20 protein-coding genes and 3 tRNA genes are annotated in these 18,801 nt (G+C 55.6%); 15 read left to right on the top strand and 8 right to left on the bottom strand.

Annotated elements, in window-relative coordinates; translation table 11 throughout:
* Nucleotides 1-181 precede the first annotated feature (181 nt).
* Nucleotides 182-1,060, top strand: a complete 879-nt coding sequence (locus DSD31_RS11415) for a C40 family peptidase (RefSeq protein WP_071359519.1) — start codon at nt 182-184, stop codon at nt 1,058-1,060.
* 38 nt (nt 1,061-1,098) lie between these two features.
* Here DSD31_RS11415 and DSD31_RS11410 read toward each other — a convergent pair whose 3' ends face one another.
* The gene (locus tag DSD31_RS11410) at nt 1,099-1,590 is read right to left on the bottom strand and encodes a GNAT family N-acetyltransferase (RefSeq protein ID WP_113991391.1); all 492 of its coding nucleotides are present in this window, start codon (nt 1,588-1,590) and stop codon (nt 1,099-1,101) included.
* A 299-nt stretch (nt 1,591-1,889) separates the two neighbouring features.
* On the opposite strand from DSD31_RS11410, the gene sodB reads away from it, so the two are divergent.
* Entirely contained in the window at nt 1,890-2,471 is a 582-nt protein-coding gene (sodB, locus tag DSD31_RS11405; protein WP_015584196.1) for a superoxide dismutase [Fe], read from the top strand.
* Nucleotides 2,472-2,513: 42 nt separating this feature from the next.
* On the opposite strand, the gene DSD31_RS11400 is transcribed toward sodB, so the two are convergent.
* Nucleotides 2,514-3,680, bottom strand: a complete 1,167-nt coding sequence (locus DSD31_RS11400; RefSeq protein ID WP_004862733.1) for an MFS transporter — start codon at nt 3,678-3,680, stop codon at nt 2,514-2,516.
* A gap of 163 nt (nt 3,681-3,843) precedes the next feature.
* Complete coding sequence (gene cydH, locus DSD31_RS11395; protein WP_004862736.1) at nt 3,844-3,933, bottom strand: cytochrome bd-I oxidase subunit CydH; 90 nt, start codon at nt 3,931-3,933, stop codon at nt 3,844-3,846.
* Between the two features lie 296 nt (nt 3,934-4,229).
* Here cydH and purR point away from each other — a divergent pair, with 296 nt between their 5' ends.
* Nucleotides 4,230-5,255, top strand: a complete 1,026-nt coding sequence (gene purR, locus DSD31_RS11390) for an HTH-type transcriptional repressor PurR (protein WP_004862740.1) — start codon at nt 4,230-4,232, stop codon at nt 5,253-5,255.
* A gap of 18 nt (nt 5,256-5,273) precedes the next feature.
* Here the strand turns inward: purR and punR are convergent, their stop codons facing one another.
* Nucleotides 5,274-6,185 (bottom strand): DNA-binding transcriptional activator PunR, encoded by a 912-nt coding sequence (gene punR / locus DSD31_RS11385; protein WP_004862743.1) that lies wholly within the window; start codon nt 6,183-6,185, stop codon nt 5,274-5,276.
* A gap of 109 nt (nt 6,186-6,294) precedes the next feature.
* Between punR and punC the strand changes: the two genes are divergently transcribed.
* On the top strand, nt 6,295-7,479 hold the full coding sequence (gene punC, locus DSD31_RS11380; RefSeq protein WP_004862745.1) for a purine nucleoside transporter PunC: 1,185 nt from the start codon (nt 6,295-6,297) through the stop codon (nt 7,477-7,479).
* Nucleotides 7,480-7,774: 295 nt separating this feature from the next.
* Nucleotides 7,775-8,923, top strand: coding sequence for a cyclopropane fatty acyl phospholipid synthase (cfa, locus tag DSD31_RS11375; protein ID WP_004862748.1), 1,149 nt, complete (start codon nt 7,775-7,777; stop codon nt 8,921-8,923).
* Nucleotides 8,924-8,988: 65 nt separating this feature from the next.
* Here the strand turns inward: cfa and DSD31_RS11370 are convergent, their stop codons facing one another.
* Nucleotides 8,989-9,624 (bottom strand): riboflavin synthase, encoded by a 636-nt coding sequence (locus DSD31_RS11370; protein ID WP_004862750.1) that lies wholly within the window; start codon nt 9,622-9,624, stop codon nt 8,989-8,991.
* 229 nt (nt 9,625-9,853) lie between these two features.
* Here DSD31_RS11370 and mdtK point away from each other — a divergent pair, with 229 nt between their 5' ends.
* Nucleotides 9,854-11,227 carry an MdtK family multidrug efflux MATE transporter gene (gene mdtK, locus DSD31_RS11365; RefSeq protein ID WP_004862752.1) on the top strand — a complete coding sequence of 458 codons (1,374 nt, stop codon included), beginning with the start codon at nt 9,854-9,856 and terminating at the stop codon, nt 11,225-11,227.
* A gap of 51 nt (nt 11,228-11,278) precedes the next feature.
* Here the strand turns inward: mdtK and DSD31_RS11360 are convergent, their stop codons facing one another.
* Nucleotides 11,279-12,172 carry a LysR family transcriptional regulator gene (locus DSD31_RS11360; protein WP_113991050.1) on the bottom strand — a complete coding sequence of 298 codons (894 nt, stop codon included), beginning with the start codon at nt 12,170-12,172 and terminating at the stop codon, nt 11,279-11,281.
* Between the two features lie 107 nt (nt 12,173-12,279).
* Between DSD31_RS11360 and DSD31_RS11355 the strand changes: the two genes are divergently transcribed.
* The 6 genes from DSD31_RS11355 to DSD31_RS11335 all read left to right on the top strand — a co-directional run bounded on the left by DSD31_RS11355 (nt 12,280) and on the right by DSD31_RS11335 (nt 14,253).
* Nucleotides 12,280-12,909 carry an NADPH-dependent F420 reductase gene (locus DSD31_RS11355; protein ID WP_113991049.1) on the top strand — a complete coding sequence of 210 codons (630 nt, stop codon included), beginning with the start codon at nt 12,280-12,282 and terminating at the stop codon, nt 12,907-12,909.
* Between the two features lie 183 nt (nt 12,910-13,092).
* A complete protein-coding gene (asr, locus tag DSD31_RS11350) occupies nt 13,093-13,572 on the top strand; it encodes an acid resistance repetitive basic protein Asr (RefSeq protein ID WP_113991048.1) in 480 nt (159 codons plus the stop codon).
* 70 nt (nt 13,573-13,642) lie between these two features.
* Complete coding sequence (ydgU, locus tag DSD31_RS26690; RefSeq protein WP_099130681.1) at nt 13,643-13,726, top strand: small membrane protein YdgU; 84 nt, start codon at nt 13,643-13,645, stop codon at nt 13,724-13,726.
* A 288-nt stretch (nt 13,727-14,014) separates the two neighbouring features.
* Nucleotides 14,015-14,091: transfer RNA gene (locus DSD31_RS11345), tRNA-Val, on the top strand.
* A gap of 4 nt (nt 14,092-14,095) precedes the next feature.
* A tRNA-Val gene (locus DSD31_RS11340) sits at nt 14,096-14,172 on the top strand.
* A 4-nt stretch (nt 14,173-14,176) separates the two neighbouring features.
* A tRNA-Val gene (locus tag DSD31_RS11335) sits at nt 14,177-14,253 on the top strand.
* 249 nt (nt 14,254-14,502) lie between these two features.
* On the opposite strand, the gene zigA is transcribed toward DSD31_RS11335, so the two are convergent.
* Nucleotides 14,503-15,726, bottom strand: coding sequence for a zinc metallochaperone GTPase ZigA (gene zigA, locus DSD31_RS11330; protein ID WP_004862767.1), 1,224 nt, complete (start codon nt 15,724-15,726; stop codon nt 14,503-14,505).
* Nucleotides 15,727-15,922: 196 nt separating this feature from the next.
* The gene (locus DSD31_RS11325; RefSeq protein WP_032717546.1) at nt 15,923-16,705 is read right to left on the bottom strand and encodes a DUF3750 domain-containing protein; all 783 of its coding nucleotides are present in this window, start codon (nt 16,703-16,705) and stop codon (nt 15,923-15,925) included.
* 397 nt (nt 16,706-17,102) lie between these two features.
* On the opposite strand from DSD31_RS11325, the gene DSD31_RS11320 reads away from it, so the two are divergent.
* The 3 genes from DSD31_RS11320 to DSD31_RS11310 all read left to right on the top strand — a co-directional run bounded on the left by DSD31_RS11320 (nt 17,103) and on the right by DSD31_RS11310 (nt 18,772).
* Nucleotides 17,103-17,669, top strand: coding sequence for a DJ-1/PfpI family protein (locus tag DSD31_RS11320; RefSeq protein WP_015584190.1), 567 nt, complete (start codon nt 17,103-17,105; stop codon nt 17,667-17,669).
* Nucleotides 17,670-17,858: 189 nt separating this feature from the next.
* Nucleotides 17,859-18,302, top strand: coding sequence for a type II RES/Xre toxin-antitoxin system antitoxin (gene parS / locus DSD31_RS11315; RefSeq protein ID WP_004862777.1), 444 nt, complete (start codon nt 17,859-17,861; stop codon nt 18,300-18,302).
* Nucleotides 18,299-18,772 (top strand): RES family NAD+ phosphorylase, encoded by a 474-nt coding sequence (locus DSD31_RS11310; RefSeq protein WP_015584188.1) that lies wholly within the window; start codon nt 18,299-18,301, stop codon nt 18,770-18,772. The genes parS and DSD31_RS11310 overlap by 4 nt, the downstream gene beginning before the upstream one ends.
* Nucleotides 18,773-18,801: the final 29 nt, after the last annotated feature.

Below are 18,801 nucleotides of genomic sequence, written 5' to 3'. Positions count from 1 at the left end.
TTGGTTTGAATGATTTTGAATTGACCTTTATAATGCATTGATTAAAAAAGGAAAATTTTCATATACACTTTAGATACAAAAGAGTATTAACTTTCCGGGTTTTTATGCTTTAGAATCGTTGGGTTTTGTCATTCACCGTCAGGTATGGGTACATATCTGTCATTAATCAGGGGATTGCTCAGTGGCGCGGCTAAACAAAATCGCGATTTCGCTCTGTGCATTACTGTTTACATCTATCTCATTTACACCACTGGCGCATGCTTCAGGGCATACGCACACCTCCGCCACGCCAAAAGCGCACGCGGCGAAAGGCACAACAGAACGTAAGAAAAAAGCCACCGCTCAGAAAACGAAGTCCACAACCAAAACCGCCAGCAAGAAAGCCTCAACGGCCACCCGCACCAGACACCCCACTCGCACCACCGCATCCAGCCAGACGGCGCTGAACCGTCAGGCCGCCGGCAGCAAAAAATGCGTTTTGCGTAAAGGGTATAAAAAGCAGTGTGCGAAAACGATCGCGCCGGCCGCCGAACCGGCTCCGGTCATGGCCAGCATGCAGAGCAAATGCGTCGTCCGTAAAGGCTATAAAAAACGTTGTAAAACAATCGCGGAAGAACCGCCGCTGACTCTGGCGGATGCGCACAAAGCCCGCGTGCAGAAAGCGCAAAGCACCGCGATGTCGAAGTTAATGGATCAGATTGGCAAACCGTATCGCTGGGGCGGAACCTCGCCGCGTACTGGTTTTGACTGCAGTGGGCTGGTCTACTACGCCTATAAGGATCTGGTAAAAATCCGCATTCCGCGCACCGCCAATGAGATGTATCACCTGCGCGATGCCCGTCCGGTCGATCGCGGCGAGCTGCAGAGCGGCGATCTGGTCTTCTTCCGCACCCGTGGGCGCGGCACCGCCGATCACGTCGGCGTTTACGTTGGCAACGGCAAGTTTATTCAGTCGCCGCGTACCGGCCGCGATATTCAGATCACCTCATTAAGCGAAGATTACTGGATTCGCCACTATGTCGGCGCACGCCGGGTGATGACCCCCAAAACCATTCGCTGAACCTGACCTGCCGCACCTGCGGCAGGTCAATTCCCCGGCTATAACGCCATGCTCATCTCATGCCAGGACATCCCGCCATGATCCGAGGCCGAAGGCCGCTCGTAGCGAAAACCAAACCGCTCATACAGGGCCACGTGTCGGTCTTTGCACATCAGGTGAATGGCGCTCTTCTGCGCCTGTGCCATCTGCCGGATAAATCGCTCCATCAGGGCGGTCGAATACCCTTTTCCCTGGTGTTCAGGCGCAATGACTACAGACATAATCACTACATTCGGCGCGCGGGGATCGTGCCCGACCAGCTCCTTGAAGGCTTCATCCGACATAACGACTTCCCACGCGCACCCTGAGTTAATAAAGCCAATAACCTCTCCTTGCCGTTCCATGCAAAGAAATCCTTCCGGGTACTGCTGGATTCGGGTGGCAATCTTTTCACGGGTAGCCGCCTCATCCCCTTCATACGCGCTCGTTTCAATTTCAAAACAGCGTTCGACGTCGGCCAGGATCGCCTGGCGATAGACTATGTTAGACAAAACAGACCTCTGCAAAATGGATTTTTCAGTAATCACTTTATATTTCAACAGCAACAGCGATCAACCGGCTCTGCTGAAATGCGCTGCCTTGCGCTCCGGCGAAGGCTTAACCAGGTACATTTGTTAAATATACCCTTTATCATTGCAAGGCTTTTAACTCCCTTCTGCAAGTGTTAGCATTCCGATCACAATAAAAACCTGTTGCACTCGCCCCGGCGAGGGACAGTACATGCTGTTGTGGATGGTCAAACATCCTTTGAATGTGAGCTAGAAAACAAGAAGTTATAAGGAGAGTAACAATGTCGTTTGAATTACCTGCATTACCGTATGCAAAAGACGCCCTGGCGCCGCACATTTCCGCAGAAACCCTGGAATACCACTACGGCAAACATCACCAGGCCTATGTCACCAACCTCAACAACCTGATCAAAGGCACCGAGTTTGAAGGTCAATCTTTAGAAGCGATCGTCCGCTCTTCTGAAGGCGGCATCTTTAACAATGCGGCCCAGGTCTGGAACCATACTTTCTACTGGAACTGCCTCGCGCCGAATGCGGGCGGCGAGCCGGAAGGTGAGCTGGCAGCCGCCATCAATCAATCCTTCGGCAGCTTCGCAGAGTTCAAAGCGAAGTTTACCGACGCGGCAGCGAAGAACTTTGGTGCAGGCTGGACATGGCTGGTTAAAAATAGCGATGGCAGCCTGAGCATTGTCTCCACCAGCAACGCTGGCACGCCGCTGACCGGCGACGCCAAACCGCTGCTGACCGTGGATGTCTGGGAACATGCCTATTACATCGACTACCGCAACGCCCGTCCTGACTATCTGGCGCACTTCTGGGCGCTGGTAAACTGGAAGTTTGTGGCGGCCAACCTGGCGGCCTAAAACGCTAACGCAGAAGGGGAAACCCTTCTGCGAATACACCGACTACTGTCCGACCAACGCCTCTTCCGGCTGCGAACGCCCGCCGAACAGCACCAGCAGCAGCGCCACACCGGCAATTATCGCCCCCATCACCGGCACAAAGGCATAGCCCAGTCCGCCGGAAATCACCGCGCCACCGGCTGCCGCCCCCAGCGCATTGCCGAGGTTAAAGGCCCCGATGTTGACCGACGAAGAGAGCCCCGGCGCTTCATGAGCCACCCGCATCACCCGCATTTGCAGCGGTGGAACCACGGCGAAGGTCGCCGCCCCCCAGACCACCATACTGATTGCAGCCCCCAGCTGCGTCTGCGCCAGCAGCGGAATCGCCAGCATGATGACCATCAGCAGCAGCAGAAACCCCTTCAGCGTCCCGGAGACGGAACGGTCGGCGAATTTACCGCCGAGGTAGTTACCCAGCGAAAAGCCGACGCCAATCAACACCAGCATGGCGGTGACGAACAGCGGCGAGGCGTGCGTAATGGTGTGCAGCACCGGTGAAATATAGGTATAGAGGGTAAACATCGCGCCGGCCCCCAGCACGGTGGTCAGCAATGCGGAGAGCACCTGCGGACGAACCAGCACGGAGAGCTCCTGCTTTACGTTCGGACGCTCGCCAGCGCTGCCTTTGGGCAACGAAAACCACAGGCTGACCATCGCCACCAGCCCCAGACCTGCCGTCGCGAGGAACGACATCCGCCAGCCGATGGTCTCGCCAAGCCATGTCGCCGCCGGAACGCCGCCAATGTTAGCGATGGTTAACCCCATGAACATGGTCGCCACCGCACTGGCCTGTTTGTGTTTTGGCACCACGCTCGCCGCCACCACCGAACCGAGGCCGAAGAAAGCGCCGTGGTTAAGGCTGGTGATAATGCGCGAAATCAGCAGCGTGGTGTAATCCGGCGCCATTGAGGAGAGGACGTTACCCAGCGTAAAGATCGCCATCAGAAAAATCAGCGCATTTCTGCGCGCGCGATGAGAGAGCAGCAAAGTCATCAGCGGCGCCCCGACCATCACGCCGATCGCATAAGCGCTGATCAGCATTCCCGCCGCCGGAATTGACACGTCGACGCCTTTGGCAATTACCGGCAGCAGCCCCATCGGGGAAAACTCCGTGGTGCCAATACCAAACGCGCCTATCGCCAGCGCTAACAAGGGAAAGTTGATTTTCATTCAATGACTCCAGCAGACCGCCATCGGCGACGGTATCTCATCAGAAGTCAAAAGCATGACATCAATCACAAAAAAACAAAAGTAAACGAAATGGCAAAAGATTTTTGCGAAATTGATAATAATGGCGGGATGTCGGGGGAAAGAGGCCTCTCCCCCGGATAAATCAGTGCAGCACCGCTGTCAGGCCGGCGGCCACGATGAGACCCAGGACAATAATCGTTGTCGTCAGCGAAAACTTTAAATCTGTATCCATCAATTTTTCCCCCCAGTTATCCCCACATGAAAAGTGAGCTTGCTCATTTTTGCACAATATAGCGCAAAAATCTTCCATGTTTTAGGGTGATGCACATTTTTGCTCTTCCCCTTTGCCGCAAGATCGGACAAAATCCCACGCTAATTTGAAAGCGTATCGGCCATTGACCCCTTCCTGTCGTTCTGTGTCGTTTTCCCGACGTGATGCAATGTTGAAAATTGTATTCAGGGTGTGTATAGGCAAACGTTTACGTATCGATAATCAGACGATCAGGTCAAGGTCTGGAGTGAGAAGTAATGGCAACAATTAAAGATGTAGCGAAGCGCGCAAACGTTTCCACTACAACAGTGTCACATGTAATTAACAAAACCCGTTTCGTGGCGGAAGAAACCCGCAACGCCGTGTGGGCGGCGATCAAAGAGCTGCACTACTCCCCCAGTGCCGTTGCTCGCAGCCTGAAGGTTAATCACACCAAATCGATTGGCCTGCTGGCCACCAGCAGCGAAGCGGCCTATTTCGCTGAGATTATTGAAGCCGTAGAAAAGAGCTGTTTCCAGAAAGGCTATACCCTGATTCTGGGCAATGCGTGGAACGATCTCGAAAAACAGCAGGCCTACCTGTCGATGATGGCGCAAAAGCGCGTCGACGGCCTGCTGGTTATGTGTTCTGAATATCCGGAATCGGTGCTCAGCATGCTGGAAGAGTACCGCCATATTCCGATGGTGGTAATGGACTGGGGTGAATCCAAAGCCGACTTCACCGATTCGGTCATCGATAACGCCTTCGAAGGCGGCTATATGGCCGGTCGCTATCTGGTGGAACGCGGCCACCGTGAAATCGGCGTGATCCCGGGTCCGCTGGAGCGTAATACCGGCGCCGGCCGCCTGGCGGGCTTTATGAAAGCCATGGAAGAAGCGCAGATCGCCGTTCCGGAAAGCTGGATTGTTCAGGGCGACTTCGAGCCTGAATCCGGCTACCGCGCCATGCAGCAGATCCTCAGCCAGCAGCATCGCCCGACGGCGGTCTTCTGCGGCGGCGACATCATGGCGATGGGCGCAATCTGTGCTGCGGATGAGATGGGACTGCGCGTGCCGCAGGACATTTCGCTGATCGGGTATGATAACGTGCGTAACGCCCGCTATTTCAGCCCGGCGCTGACCACCATCCACCAGCCGAAAGATTCGCTGGGGGAAGCGGCCTTCAATATGCTGATGGATCGTATCGTCAACAAGCGTGAAGAGTCGCAATCTATTGAGGTTCACCCGCGGCTGGTAGAGCGTCGCTCCGTCGTAGACGGCCCGTTCGTCGATTATCGTCGCTGATCGCCCGTGCGGCGCCGGTTACTCCGGCGCCCGCAGCCACTCCCGGTTCAACGTTTCGCTGTCCCCCAGATAATCCAACAGCCACGACAGCGCCGGTGACGTGTCGCTCTGCTGCCAGGTCAGGCAGCACGCGGCGTCCGGGAACGGGTTTTCCAGCGCCAGCGCGGTCCATTCACCGCGGTCAATCCAGGGGCGAGCAAAATGGCTCGGCACCATCCCTACGCACAATCCCGCCGAGAGGCAGGTAGCTGATGATTCCCAGTCCGGCACCACCACCCTTTTCTGGTTGTCCAGTAGCCAGGTCGTGCGTTTCGGTAACGAACGGGAAGTGTCCTCCCGGACCAGCGACGGCCAGTTGCGCAACACATCATCGCTCAGTGGCCCGTTCATCTGCGCCAGCGGGTGATGGCTGGCCACTACGCAATGCCAGCTCAGCATCCCCATATCGCGAAAGGCGTAGCGCCCCCCGACCGGAATCGAACGCGTTGCCCCGATAGCCAGTTCCACGCGCCCGTCGGCCAGCGCGTCCCAGACGCCGTTGAAGACCTCCTGAAAAACAATCAGCTCGACATCGGGAAAGTGACGATAAAAATCGACAATCATCTGACGCATACGGGCCGGTTTAACAATGTCGTCTACGGCTATCGACAGCTGGCCGCGCCAGCCGTTGGCTATCTGCTGACACTGCTGGCGAGTGATCTGCATTTTTTTGATAACAGATCGTCCTTCCTGTAAAAACCAGAGCCCGGCGGGGGTCAATTCGACATCGCGATGGCGGCGTTCAAAAAGCGGTACTGCCAGCCACTCCTCCAGCTGACGTACGGTATAACTGACCGCCGAAGGTACGCGGTGCAGCTCCTGAGCCGCTGCGCTAAAGCTGCCGTTGCGGGCGACAGCATCAACAACTTCGAGTGAGTATTCGGACCACATATTCTGCCTGCAAAAATTTTGAATGCATGTAGCAAATATTAGCGTTTCACAAGCCAGAATGCACTCCCTACACTCTGCGGCATCATACCTGCACCTATAAGAGAATGTTATGCAACAACCCGGGAAAGGATTTTTAGTGTGGCTGGCGGGACTCAGCGTGCTGGGTTTCCTCGCCACCGACATGTATCTGCCGGCCTTTTCGGCCATCCAGCAAGATCTCAATACGTCTGCGGCGTCGGTCAGCGCCAGTCTGAGCCTGTTCCTCGCCGGCTTCGCCATCGGACAGCTGTTCTGGGGCCCGCTCTCGGACCGCTACGGACGTAAACCGATTCTGCTGACCGGGCTGGCGATCTTCGCTATCAGCTGTCTGGGAATGCTGTGGGTGCGGGATGCCACCCTGATGCTGGTGCTGCGCTTTATTCAGGCGATCGGCGTCTGCGCGGCGGCGGTGACCTGGCAGGCGATGGTCACGGATTATTATCCAGCCCAGCGCACTAACCGTATTTTCGCCACCATCATGCCGCTGGTGGGTCTATCGCCGGCTCTGGCGCCGTTGCTCGGCAGCTGGCTGCTAGCCCATCTGGAATGGCAGGCCATTTTTGCCACCCTGTTTGCCATCGCCCTGCTGCTGATGGTACCCGCCCTACGCCTGAAGCCGGTCGTCAGGCCGCAGGGTGATGTCCGCGAGAAGTTGACCTTTATGACGCTGCTGCGTTCGCGCGAATACAGCGGCAACGTGCTGATTTACGCCGCCTGCTCCGCCAGCTTTTTTGCCTGGTTGACCGGGTCGCCGTTTATTCTCCATGAGATGGGCTACAGCCCGACCGCTATCGGTCTTAGCTATGTTCCGCAGACAATCGCCTTTTTAGTCGGTGGCTATGGATGCCGCGCGGCGCTGCAGAAATGGCAGGGCCAACAGCTGCTGCCCTGGCTGCTGGTGATTTTCGCCGTCAGCGTGGCTGCAACCTGGATGGTTGGTCGGGTTGAAGATGTCTCAATCATTGCGGTGATGATTCCCTTCTGCGTGATGGCCGTTGTCAATGGCGGGATTTACCCGATTGTTGTCGCCCAGGCGCTGAAGCCGTTCCCGCAGGCGACCGGCCGTGCCGCCGCGCTGCAGAATACGCTGCAGCTTGGTCTGTGCTTCCTGACCAGTCTGCTGGTCTCCGCGCTGATTGCCACACCGCTGCTCACCACCACCAGCGTGATGCTGGTCTCGATCGTGCTGGCCGGGCTGGGTTATTTTATGCAGCGTCACAGCGCCTGCCTGACTACCGAATCGTCGCATGCATAAACGCGTTTCGGCGATGTTAAGGCTCAGTAATTAGCCTGCTAATATATTTTTATTGAAAGCCGGATTTCAGCGGCCTATACTGAACCGGCTTCACATAAATAAAATATTTTTTACGATTAACGGCAGCAGGATGCGTCCCGTTTCACCATGGAAGGCCTTTCGGCAAGGGTTATCGCCCTTCCTCTGTTCTACGTCGGATAGCAGCTTCACGGATATTCCGTGAGATTTCTCACAAAGCCAAAAAAGCGTCTACGCTGTTTTAAGGTTCTGATCACTTGGGCGTGATGGAGAAGCTATGAGTTCATCGTGTATAGAAGAAGTAAGCGTACCAAACGACGACTGGTACCGAATTGCAACCGAATTGCTCGGTCGCGCGGGCATTGAGGTCAATGGCCCCGCCCCCTCCGATCTGCGGATTAACAATCCGCTCTTTTTTAAACGCGTTTTACAGGAAGGCTCGCTGGGGTTAGGCGAAAGCTATATGGACGGCTGGTGGGATTGTGAACGGCTGGATATATTCTTCCATAAAGTACTGCGCGCCGGGCTGGAAAATCAGCTCCCGCATCATCTCAAAGATACGTTGCGCATCGCAGGTGCTCGCCTGTTTAATCTACAAAGTAAAAAGCGCTCCTGGATTGTCGGAAAAGAACATTACGACCTCGGCAACGATCTTTTCAGCCGTATGCTCGACCCCTATATGCAATATTCCTGCGCCTACTGGAAAGAGGCGCAATCGCTGGAAGAGGCGCAGGTGGCAAAATTAGATCTTATTTGTCGCAAGCTGCAGCTGGAACCGGGGATGCGGGTGCTGGACATTGGCTGCGGCTGGGGTGGTCTGGCTTACTATATGGCCAAAAATTATCACGTTAGCGTAGTCGGCGTGACCATTTCTGCCGAGCAGCAAAAAATGGCCCAGCAAAGATGCGAAGGGTTAGACGTCACCATTTTGCTGCAGGACTATCGCGATCTGCATGACCACTTTGATCGCATTGTTTCCGTCGGGATGTTTGAACACGTGGGACCTAAAAATTACGCCACCTATTTTGAAGTGGTGGATCGTAATTTGAAACCTGACGGCCGTTTTTTATTGCACACCATTGGCTCCAAAAAAACGGACCACAGCGTCGATCCGTGGATCAATAAATATATTTTCCCCAACGGTTGTCTGCCTTCGGTTCGTCATATCGCGCAAGCCAGCGAATCCCATTTTGTGATGGAAGACTGGCACAATATCGGCGCCGATTACGATACTACGCTGATGGCCTGGTACGAACGTTTCCTGGCCAGCTGGCCCGATATCGCCGATAACTATTCGGAACGGTTTAAACGTATGTTTAGTTATTATCTGAACGCCTGCGCGGGGGCTTTTCGCGCGCGCGATATTCAGCTCTGGCAGGTGGTCTTTTCTCGCGGTGTTGAAAACGGCCTTCGCGTCGCCCGCTAAAAATATCCCCCGTTAAAACGGGGGATATTCTTTTCTTTTATGCTTCATCCGGCGGCGGCGCCCGATCATTCATCGCTCAGGTGTTGTGCCGCTTCTTTGGCCGCCAGCACACGTTCCACGGTATCCACTACCGCCTGCGTTTGCGGGTCGATCTCAATATTCACCCGATCGCCGAGTTTTTTAATGCCAAGCGTGGTGCGCTGCAGCGTTTCCGGGATCAAATGCACGCAAAAACGCGTCGGGGTCACTTCTCCGACCGTCAGGCTGATCCCGTCAACGCCGATGAATCCTTTATAGAGGATATATTTCATCAGCGTCGGGTCCTGAACCTTAAACCAGATCTGGCGGTTATTTTCCGAGGTCAGGATCTTGACGATTTCCGCCGTGGTCATAATATGACCGGACATCAGATGACCGCCGATCTCATCGCTGAATTTTGCCGCTCGTTCCACGTTCACCACGTCCCCCACCTCTACCGCGCCGAGGTTGGTAATACGCAGCGTCTCTTTCATCAGGTCAAAACTGATACGCGGACCGTCAATTTCGGTGACTGTCAGGCAGCAACCATTGTGCGCCACCGATGCCCCGGTCTCGATGCCGGCAAGCATATGCTCAGGCAGCTCCACCACATGGGTGCGAAAATTGGGTTTTTCATCGATGGACACCACTTTAGCGGTCCCCTGCACAATGCCAGTAAACATGCTTTACTCCTGTAGACTTTCGTGACGGTATCATTACCGTTATACCTGTCGGGAACAATACCAGTTGGCAAAACAGGTTGCCAGCGCGCATCGTGCCCTACCATTTTTTCACTGGCTTAATGGCGCATCATCGCTACAATAGACTGGAAAACCCCTCAGCTCTTTCTTCTTGCTGCCAATTACGGCGGCTTTTTTAGTCTCAAAATAACAACAATATAAAGGTGTTCACGTGCAGAAGTATTTTATTGAAGCGCGTCAGTTATTAGCCCTGGCCATTCCTGTGATCCTGGCACAGGTCGCCCAGACCTCTATGGGCTTTGTCGATACCGTGATGGCGGGTGGCTATAGCGCCACCGATATGGCTGCCGTCGCGATTGGGACCTCTATCTGGCTCCCCGCAATTCTCTTTGGCCACGGTCTGCTGCTGGCGCTGACGCCGGTTATCGCCCAGCTAAACGGCTCCGGCCGCCGCGACCGCATTGCCCATCAGGTTCGTCAGGGGTTCTGGCTGGCGGGATTCGTTTCGCTGCTGGTTATGGTCGTGCTGTGGAACGCCGGGTACATCATCAGCTCGATGCACAATATCGACCCGGCCCTCGCTGAAAAAGCGGTAGGCTACCTGCGCGCGCTGCTGTGGGGCGCCCCCGGCTACCTCTTCTTCCAGGTCGCTCGTAACCAGTGCGAAGGCCTGGCGAAAACCAAACCGGGGATGGTGATGGGATTTATCGGCCTGCTGGTCAATATTCCCGTTAACTATATCTTTATCTACGGCCACTTTGGCATGCCTGAGCTGGGCGGCATCGGCTGCGGCGTGGCGACGGCATCCGTTTACTGGGTGATGTTCTTCTGCATGATCTCCTGGGTACGTCGCGCCCGTTCTATGCGCGATATCCGTAGCGATGAAGGCTTCAGCGGACCGGACTTGAACGTGCTTAAACGCCTGGTGCAGCTGGGACTGCCGATTGCGCTGGCGCTGTTTTTCGAAGTCACTCTGTTTGCGGTCGTTGCGCTGCTGGTTTCTCCATTGGGCATTGTGGACGTCGCGGGCCATCAGATAGCCCTGAACTTCAGTTCGCTGATGTTCGTTTTACCCCTTTCGCTGGCGGCAGCGGTCACCATCCGCGTCGGCTTCCGTCTTGGGCAGGGTTCCACCCTCGATGCGCAGGTTTCTGCCAGAACCGGGGTTGGCGTTGGCGTCTGCATGGCCGTGATCACGGCGATTTTCACCATCCTGATGCGTAAGCAGATTGCGCTGCTGTATAACGACAATCCGGAGGTGGTCCTGCTGGCTTCCCAGCTGATGCTGCTGGCCGCGATATATCAGATCTCCGACTCCGTCCAGGTGATTGGTAGCGGGATTCTACGCGGCTATAAAGATACGCGTTCGATCTTCTTTATTACGTTTACCGCGTACTGGGTGCTGGGACTGCCGAGCGGCTACCTGCTGGCCTTAACAGATACGCTGGTTCCGCGTATGGGGCCCGCGGGTTTCTGGTGCGGATTTATTATCGGGCTCACCTCGGCAGCGGTGATGATGATGCTGCGGATGCGTTTCCTGCAGCGTCAGCCGTCCAGCGTGATTTTGCAACGCGCGGCGCGCTAACGCCCAGCGGCATCCTGTTCCCGGGGTGCCGCTTCTCACCGTCGTACGGATTCAGCGCGGGCCCATCGCAGCTCTTAATGCGTCAACAAAGCATTTAATTTTCGTCGTCCGCCGACGTCCGGCCGGTACCAGAATATGCATGGGCCGCGCCGGTCCTGAGAATCCGGCTAAAACCTGTACCAGGCTCCCCCGCTCCACTTCGGTTTTCAACACATCTTCCGGCCCGAGGGTAATACCGTGCCCGGCGATAGCCGCATTCATCAGCGCCTTCCAGTCATTCGCGCGAAACCGCCCGGAGGGTTTGACCTCGAACATCTCCCCCTGTTTCTCAAATCGCCACCGGCAGGCGCTGCCCGCCGACCAATGTCCATAAACCAGACACGCATGATGTTGAAGATCGGTCGGCGTCTGCGGTTCGCCGTGACGCAAAATATAGTCCGGTGACGCGCAGGCAATCAGCCGGTATGGCAGCAGAGGCCACGCCACCATCGAGCTGTCGGCCAGCTCACCGATGCGCACGATCACCTCAAACTCCTCTTCAATCGGGTCGACAATGCGGTCGTTCAACGTCAGTTCAACCTGAACGTCAGGATAGCGGGCAAGATAGTCGGTAATAAAGGCCGCGAGCGCATGCGATCCAAATGTGACCGGCGCATTCACCCGGATGATGCCTGAAGGTGTCGCTTTCATCTCCTGTGCCACCGCGTCCGCCTCAGCGATCTCCGCCAGTACCACGCGGCAGCGTTCATAATAGCTACGCCCGATATCGGTGAGCGTCTGTCGCCGCGTGGTGCGGGCGATTAATGAAGTGCCGAGGTGTGCTTCAAGCGCCGCCACGTGTCGGGCGACCATCTGCGGCGAAAGTCGCAGCTGTCCGGCAGCGGCGGCAAACGACCCCGTTTCAGCCGCCTTCACGAAAACCCTGATACTGGTGAGCTGGTCCATGATTCACTCATTTGAGTTGTTTATCATTCCACTATCTTACGATTTATCTTCTGCGGGGATGGAATTAAATTTATCAACACTCTCAGATCATTCGTAAGGAGTTGAAAATGAAGATTGGCATTATCGGCGCCGGATTCGTTGGCCGGTCTGTCGCGAAGCTGGCGCTTGCCGCCGGTCACGACGTTATGTTGAGTAACTCACGAGGGCCCCAGACGCTTTTCAGCCTGGGGCCGATGATTGGCTGTCAGGTCGGCAGCGCAGAGGAAGCTGCCGAATTTGGCGAGGTGGTGGTCATTGCCGTGCCGCTCAGCGCCATCCATTCGCTGCCGGTCAGCGGAATTCAGGATAAACATGTCATTGATGCAGTGAATTACTATCCCGAGCGTGACGGCCCGATCGAGGCGCTGGAGTCAGGAGAAACCACCACCAGCGAATTGCTCGCCCAAATCCTGCCTGCCGCTACCGTCACCAAAGCGTTTAACGCGATTCCCATGACCCAGCTGGAAAGCGATGGACTGCCCGCGGGCGCGGAAAATCGTCGGGCGCTGCCGTTGGCAGGCGATAGTGAAAAAGGAAAAGCGATCGCCGCCGCGCTGTACGAGGCATTTGGCTTTGACACCGTAGACGCCGGACCTCTGTCCGAAGGATGGCGTTTTGAACGCGGCCAGCCTGCCTATTGCGTACGAATGACCCGCCCGAAGCTGCTCACGACGCTGTCCGATACACCGCGTCGCTAACCCCCCCTCCGCTGACGCTGAATCCGTTAGCGGAGCATCCGGCTTTTCGCCCGCTCTATGCGTTGTACATTCCGTTACTCGCCGATACCAAACACTCACTGAAGCCTGAAAAAGAAAAACTTATAGTGATTTCAACAGCCCCGCAGTGGGGTTCACTGAAGAAATAATTTCGAGGATATCAGAATGAAAAAAGTATTAGCTCTGGTCGTTGCCGCTGCTATGGGTCTGTCTTCTGCTGCTTTCGCTGCTGACGCAGTAAGCACCACTCAGGCTCCGGCGGCTGCAACTCACAGCACCACTGCCAAAACCACTCATCATAAAAAACATCACAAAGCCGCTGCCAAACCGGCCGCTGAGCAGAAAGCCCAGGCCGCTAAAAAACACCACAAAGCTGCCGCCAAACCGGCCGCTGAGCAGAAAGCCCAGGCCGCGAAAAAACATCACAAAGCCGCCGCCAAACCGGCCGCTGAACAGAAAGCCCAGGCCGCGAAAAAACACCACAAAGCTGCCGCCAAACCGGCCGCTGAGCAGAAAGCCCAGGCCGCTAAAAAACACCACAAAGCGGCGGCTAAACCGGTAGCCCAGAAAGCTCAGGCGGCAAAAAAACATCACAAAACCACTAAGCATCAGGCCGCTAAACCGGCTGCCCAACCGGCTGCTTAATTTTTCCGCTAAGTTGAGTTAATCATAAACCGGCGCTGTTTCAGCGCCGGTTTTATTTCAGGAGGCCACTATGCTGCAGCGCTATCGTTTTGAGCTTATTCTGATCCTGTTAGTCCTCTGCGCACTTTTTACCCTTCGCCTTATTTTCAGGTAACCTCTCTTTTCCGGCCCCCGCGTCTGCGACGCCTCTTGCACCATTCGCCTGACGAATCACTCATTCTCTCCCGACAGCGTCGCCAGGCCTTACTTCGCGCCGCGTCAGGCACGACGCCGCAGCGAGACCAGGGCAACTGGATAAGAAATATCCTTTAGCATCAGTAAAATATGAGCAATATGCGTAAAACTTCCGCAATCGCGTGAGATCTGAAAGAAAAGTGACGTTTGCCTCTTGCCACAACCCCATCCGATCGCTAATATGCGTCCCCGTTGTCACCACAACATTGCGTTCATAGCTCAGTTGGTTAGAGCACCACCTTGACATGGTGGGGGTCGTTGGTTCGAGTCCAATTGAACGCACCATAATGCGTTTATAGCTCAGTTGGTTAGAGCACCACCTTGACATGGTGGGGGTCGTTGGTTCGAGTCCAATTAAACGCACCATAATGCGTCCGTAGCTCAGTTGGTTAGAGCACCACCTTGACATGGTGGGGGTCGGTGGTTCGAGTCCACTCGGACGCACCATTCTTTATTCCGCAGACATCAGCAACCGTCTGTAGGTTATCGAACGGTGCGAATTTCGCACATTTCTCGCTGTAACACGCTCATCTCTCCTTTGCGGTTATCCAGGCCATTCCTGAAACAGGACTGGGGCCAGTTTATCCTCTCAGCAGCCCCCCTTGACGAAATATTCCCGCACGCACGCCGTCTCTGCGGCGTTATTGCACAGAGAAGCGATGAAGAGCCGGCTTTTACCGGGTCTCTTGTGTTGACTTATGCGGCAACCCAGGGCGCAAACGGGTCGGAGTAGTGACGCCATTCGCCCGGCCCCTCCGCCATTTCTTCGTCCGTAAGCAGAGCCGAACCCAGCCTGGCGCGTAGTGCTGATTCATCCATATTCATTCCGATAAACACCAGTTCCTGCCGGGCATCGCCCACACCATCCATCCAGTTTGCCCGGATAAATTTCAGCGACTCATCATCCTGAGGCCAGCGTTCTCTGGGGACACTTGCCCACCACATTCCCCCCAGTTCCTGACGCGCCACGCCACCGGCCTGGGACCAGGCGCCGGCAAATTCCGGACGACTGGCCAACCAAAAATATCCTTTCGATCTGACCACTCCGGCCAGCTCATGTGCCATCACCTGGCAGAAACGGGCCGGATGGAAAGGCCGGCGGGCGCGAAAAACAAAGCTGCTAATCCCATACTCTTCTGTTTCCGGGGTATGTTCGCCGCGCAGTTCCTTCAGCCAGCCTGGCGCCTGTGCGGCATTATCAAAATCAAACAGCCCGGTATTCAGGACCTTATCCAGTGCTACCTGACCAAACTGCGAAACAACTATTTTTGCCCGTGGATTCAGAGAGCGCAAAATAGCCGTTAGCTTTTCTTGTTGCCCGTCATCGATCAGATCGACTTTGTTCAGGACCAGCACATCGCAGAATTCAATCTGCTCAATGAGCAGATCGACCACGCTGCGCTCATCGCCTTCGCCCAGTGATTCTCCGCGTGAGCGGAGGCTATCTGCAGAGTCATAATCACGCAAAAAATTGAAGGCATCCACGACGGTCACCATGGTATCAAGACGCGCCACGGTTGAAAGACTTTGCCCGTCATCGCCGGCAAAGGTAAAGGTTTCAGCAACCGGAAGCGGTTCAGAAATACCGGTAGACTCGATAACCAGCTGATCAAAGCGCCCTTCTTTCGCCAGGCGATTCACTTCCAGCAGGAGATCTTCCCGCAGCGTGCAGCAGATACAGCCGTTACTCATTTCAACCAGTTTTTCATCGGTACGTGAAAGTTCGGCGCCCCCTTCCCTGACCAGAGCGGCATCAATATTGACCTCCGACATATCATTGACGATAACCGCAACGCGTCTGCCCTCTCTGTTGTTCAGAATATGGTTGAGCAGGGTCGTTTTCCCGGCGCCCAGAAAACCGGACAGAACGGTCACCGGCAGACGCATGTCGCCCTGTCTTTCTACGCTGATGTCAGACATTGCCTTTTATCTCCTCGTACTTCATTTGTCATTGGTCCGCTGATTTCGGGCCACTCAGTGTGACCATCGCATTTCAATTGTTATGTTATAACATAACAATTGAAATGCCAACATCGACCTTTATGGCCACATAGAGGAGAAATGTGCAGCAGCGATAAGCAATGTTGGCTTAGCTGCAGGTGGGGAGCGTCGCCATTTATCGGGAGTGTTCCGCAGCGTTATTGGACAAATTGTCATGGCCCAGTCCGCCAATAAATGGCAGACGGATACGTAGCGGCGTGAAATCCAGGCCGACGTTCAGCCCCAGCAGATTGAGTTCAAATCCCTCTTCAGCTCCCAGCGTTACGCCGGCGATACCCAGCACCGACACCTGCAGCCCGCGCCCGGATGGCGGTAGGCCAATGGGATTCAGCAGCGAGCGAAAATCTTTCCCCACCGCGTTGGCCGGCATATCCAGTTTGAGCGCGGGCACCTCGCGGCCAATATGGGCCAGAAAGGTGTTACTGTTAGGGCCCGGCCAGGCGTGGTAGGTATCCGGCCAGGGGTAGGAGGCAATTGCCGCGACAATCTGCGGGATCATGGCCTCGGCCTCTGCTCCCCGATGCTCCACCAGTAAACGAGGTTTCGCGCCGAACCAGTAGCCATCCGGCGGGTTGCTATTACGGCGCACCTTCTCCCCGCCTCCCCAGCTAATCACTTCATAGCGGTTATATTCCGTTTCCCCGGCGCGTTTATAGATAATCCAGGGATGCACCGCCACCACGCCTTTCCAGCCCCAGGTGGGCGCGGCGTAGACCTGCACAATGGCCAGGCGGGCGTTTTGCTGGGGATCAGGCGCCAGGCCTGCTGAGTCACGACGGGCGGACCACCAGCCCTCCTGCGGACGTAGCTCCCGCTGATACATCGTCTGGGCCAGGCTGGCGCCAAGGGAGAGCAGGATGATGCAAAGCAGACTCAGACAAACGATTTTTATGATCATGGCGGCCTGTATTCAGTGAGGAGACATCCCTATGGGCGATTATTGTCCTGACGGGACCGGGCAGCAATATAAAACGCGCAGATCATCGTCAATCTGCACACACCGATGAGAAATTACATTAATGCATTACAGGCAGGCGATATGGCGTACGATTTCACGCCCTTACAGTTTCGGGATTGGCCAGACGTTTCAGTAGTTCCTTGCCCGGCTCCCTGCCGCAGGTCGGCAATCATTTATCGTCTACCAAAGTCACTCAGGCCGAGAGCTGCGCGCGCTCCAAAAGCAGAGCACAGGCGAAACACCGCGGTATCAGTACACACAACGCCACTTGCGGTTCGCATTCCCTTCGCCCCTGGACTATACCTTAGGCATCTTTATTCCCTGAGGAACAACCCTTATGAGCAAAAAAATTCTGATGCTGGTTGGTGATTATGCCGAAGATTACGAAACCATGGTGCCGTTTCAGGCATTGCAGATGATTGGCCATCAGGTTGACGCGGTTTGCCCGGATAAGAGCAAAGGCGACTATATCATGACGGCGATCCATGATTTTGACGGTGCCCAGACCTATAGCGAGAAACCCGGGCACCGCTTTGTCCTAAACGCCGACTTTGCTGCCGTAAAAGAACAGGATTATGACGCCCTGCTGATCCCCGGTGGACGAGCGCCGGAGTATCTGCGCTTGAATGACGAGGTGCTCAAACTGGTTCAGGCGTTTGACGCGGCGCACAAACCCATTGCCGCCGTTTGCCACGGCCCGCAGCTTCTGGCCGCCGCCGGAATACTGAAAGGCCGCACCTGTAGCGCCTACCCGGCCTGCGCGCCGGAAGTACGGCTCAGCGGCGGGCATTATGCTGAGATCGGTATCGATCAGGCGCATGTTGACGGCAACCTGGTCACCGCCCCTGCCTGGCCCGCCCATCCGCAATGGCTGGCGAAATTTGCTGAAGTGTTGCAGCAGTAAACGTTGAATCCGCGACGAATAAAACGACCCCGGAGGACCGTCCAGCTGACGGTCCTTACTGCGGACTGTTTTCGGGGCCGCCAGCCACAAAACCGCAATCAACTCATGACCTGCCCGGCGATTATATTTTCAACAACCCGACAAATGACTATAATAAAGCATGACAAATGTCCTTATTCAGGAGGGAAGATGAAAACCTGGGTTCCTGCAGAGCAACCTGCCGATAATGCGCTGTGGCGCTATGCCGGGCTACCGGCGAATCGGGGTATGCAGTTGATTGAGCTGCTGAGTATGGGATTACCGGTCAGCATTCTGGATAATATTCATGAGTGGACGGAAATGTCGAAAACCGACATTCTGCGCATCACCGGGATTAATGAGCGCAACGTTGCCCGGCGCAAGAGCGCGGGCGGCACGTTGACGCCAGGCGAAAGCGAACGTGTGGCGCGTTTTGTCAGGGTCCTGGATACCGCCGTCGACTATTTTGGCAGCAAGCAGGATGCCTACGACTGGCTGCAGTCGCCGGTCAGAGGACTGGGCAATGTCGCCCCCATCGACCTGATTGCTACCGAGAGCGGCGCGCTGGAAGTAACAGACCTGATTGGTCGCCTGGAACACGGCGTCTTTGCATGATTTTCTATCGTCTGGTTACCGGCCGTTACGCCAGCGAAGCCTGGACGGGAAGCGGGGCCAACCAGTACGGCGGGCGCTGGAATCACCAGGGACACCCGGCGGTCTATGTGTCCACTTCCATTGCCCTGGCGTCACTGGAGATCCTGGTTCACGTCAAAAATGAGGCAATCCTCAACCAGTATCAGCTGTATAGTATCGAGATACCGGACAGTGAAGTGGAATCCCTCGATAAACAGTGGTTACCGGATAACTGGCAAGAAAATCCGATGCCCGTTTCCACAATGGATCTGGGCACCGGCTGGCTACAGTCGGGCAGCGGTCTGGCGCTGATGCTTCCCTCCTGCATTATTCCCTATGAAAACAACGCCATTTTAAACCCGCTGCATCCCGCGTTCAGCGAGGCCCTGGCCTCCGTGCGTCAGTATCCCTTTACCTTTGATCCCCGCCTCGCACGCTCCACGCCCCTTTGAGGCCCTGGCAGCAATACCTTGCCATCAAG

Origin of the sequence: Klebsiella sp. X13, assembly GCF_003323835.1 — a bacterium.
Taxonomy (GTDB): Bacteria; Pseudomonadota; Gammaproteobacteria; order Enterobacterales; family Enterobacteriaceae; genus Klebsiella; species Klebsiella ornithinolytica.
The sequence above is the reverse complement of the archived record's forward strand: the minus strand, read 5'-3'. Positions and strand labels throughout refer to the sequence as shown.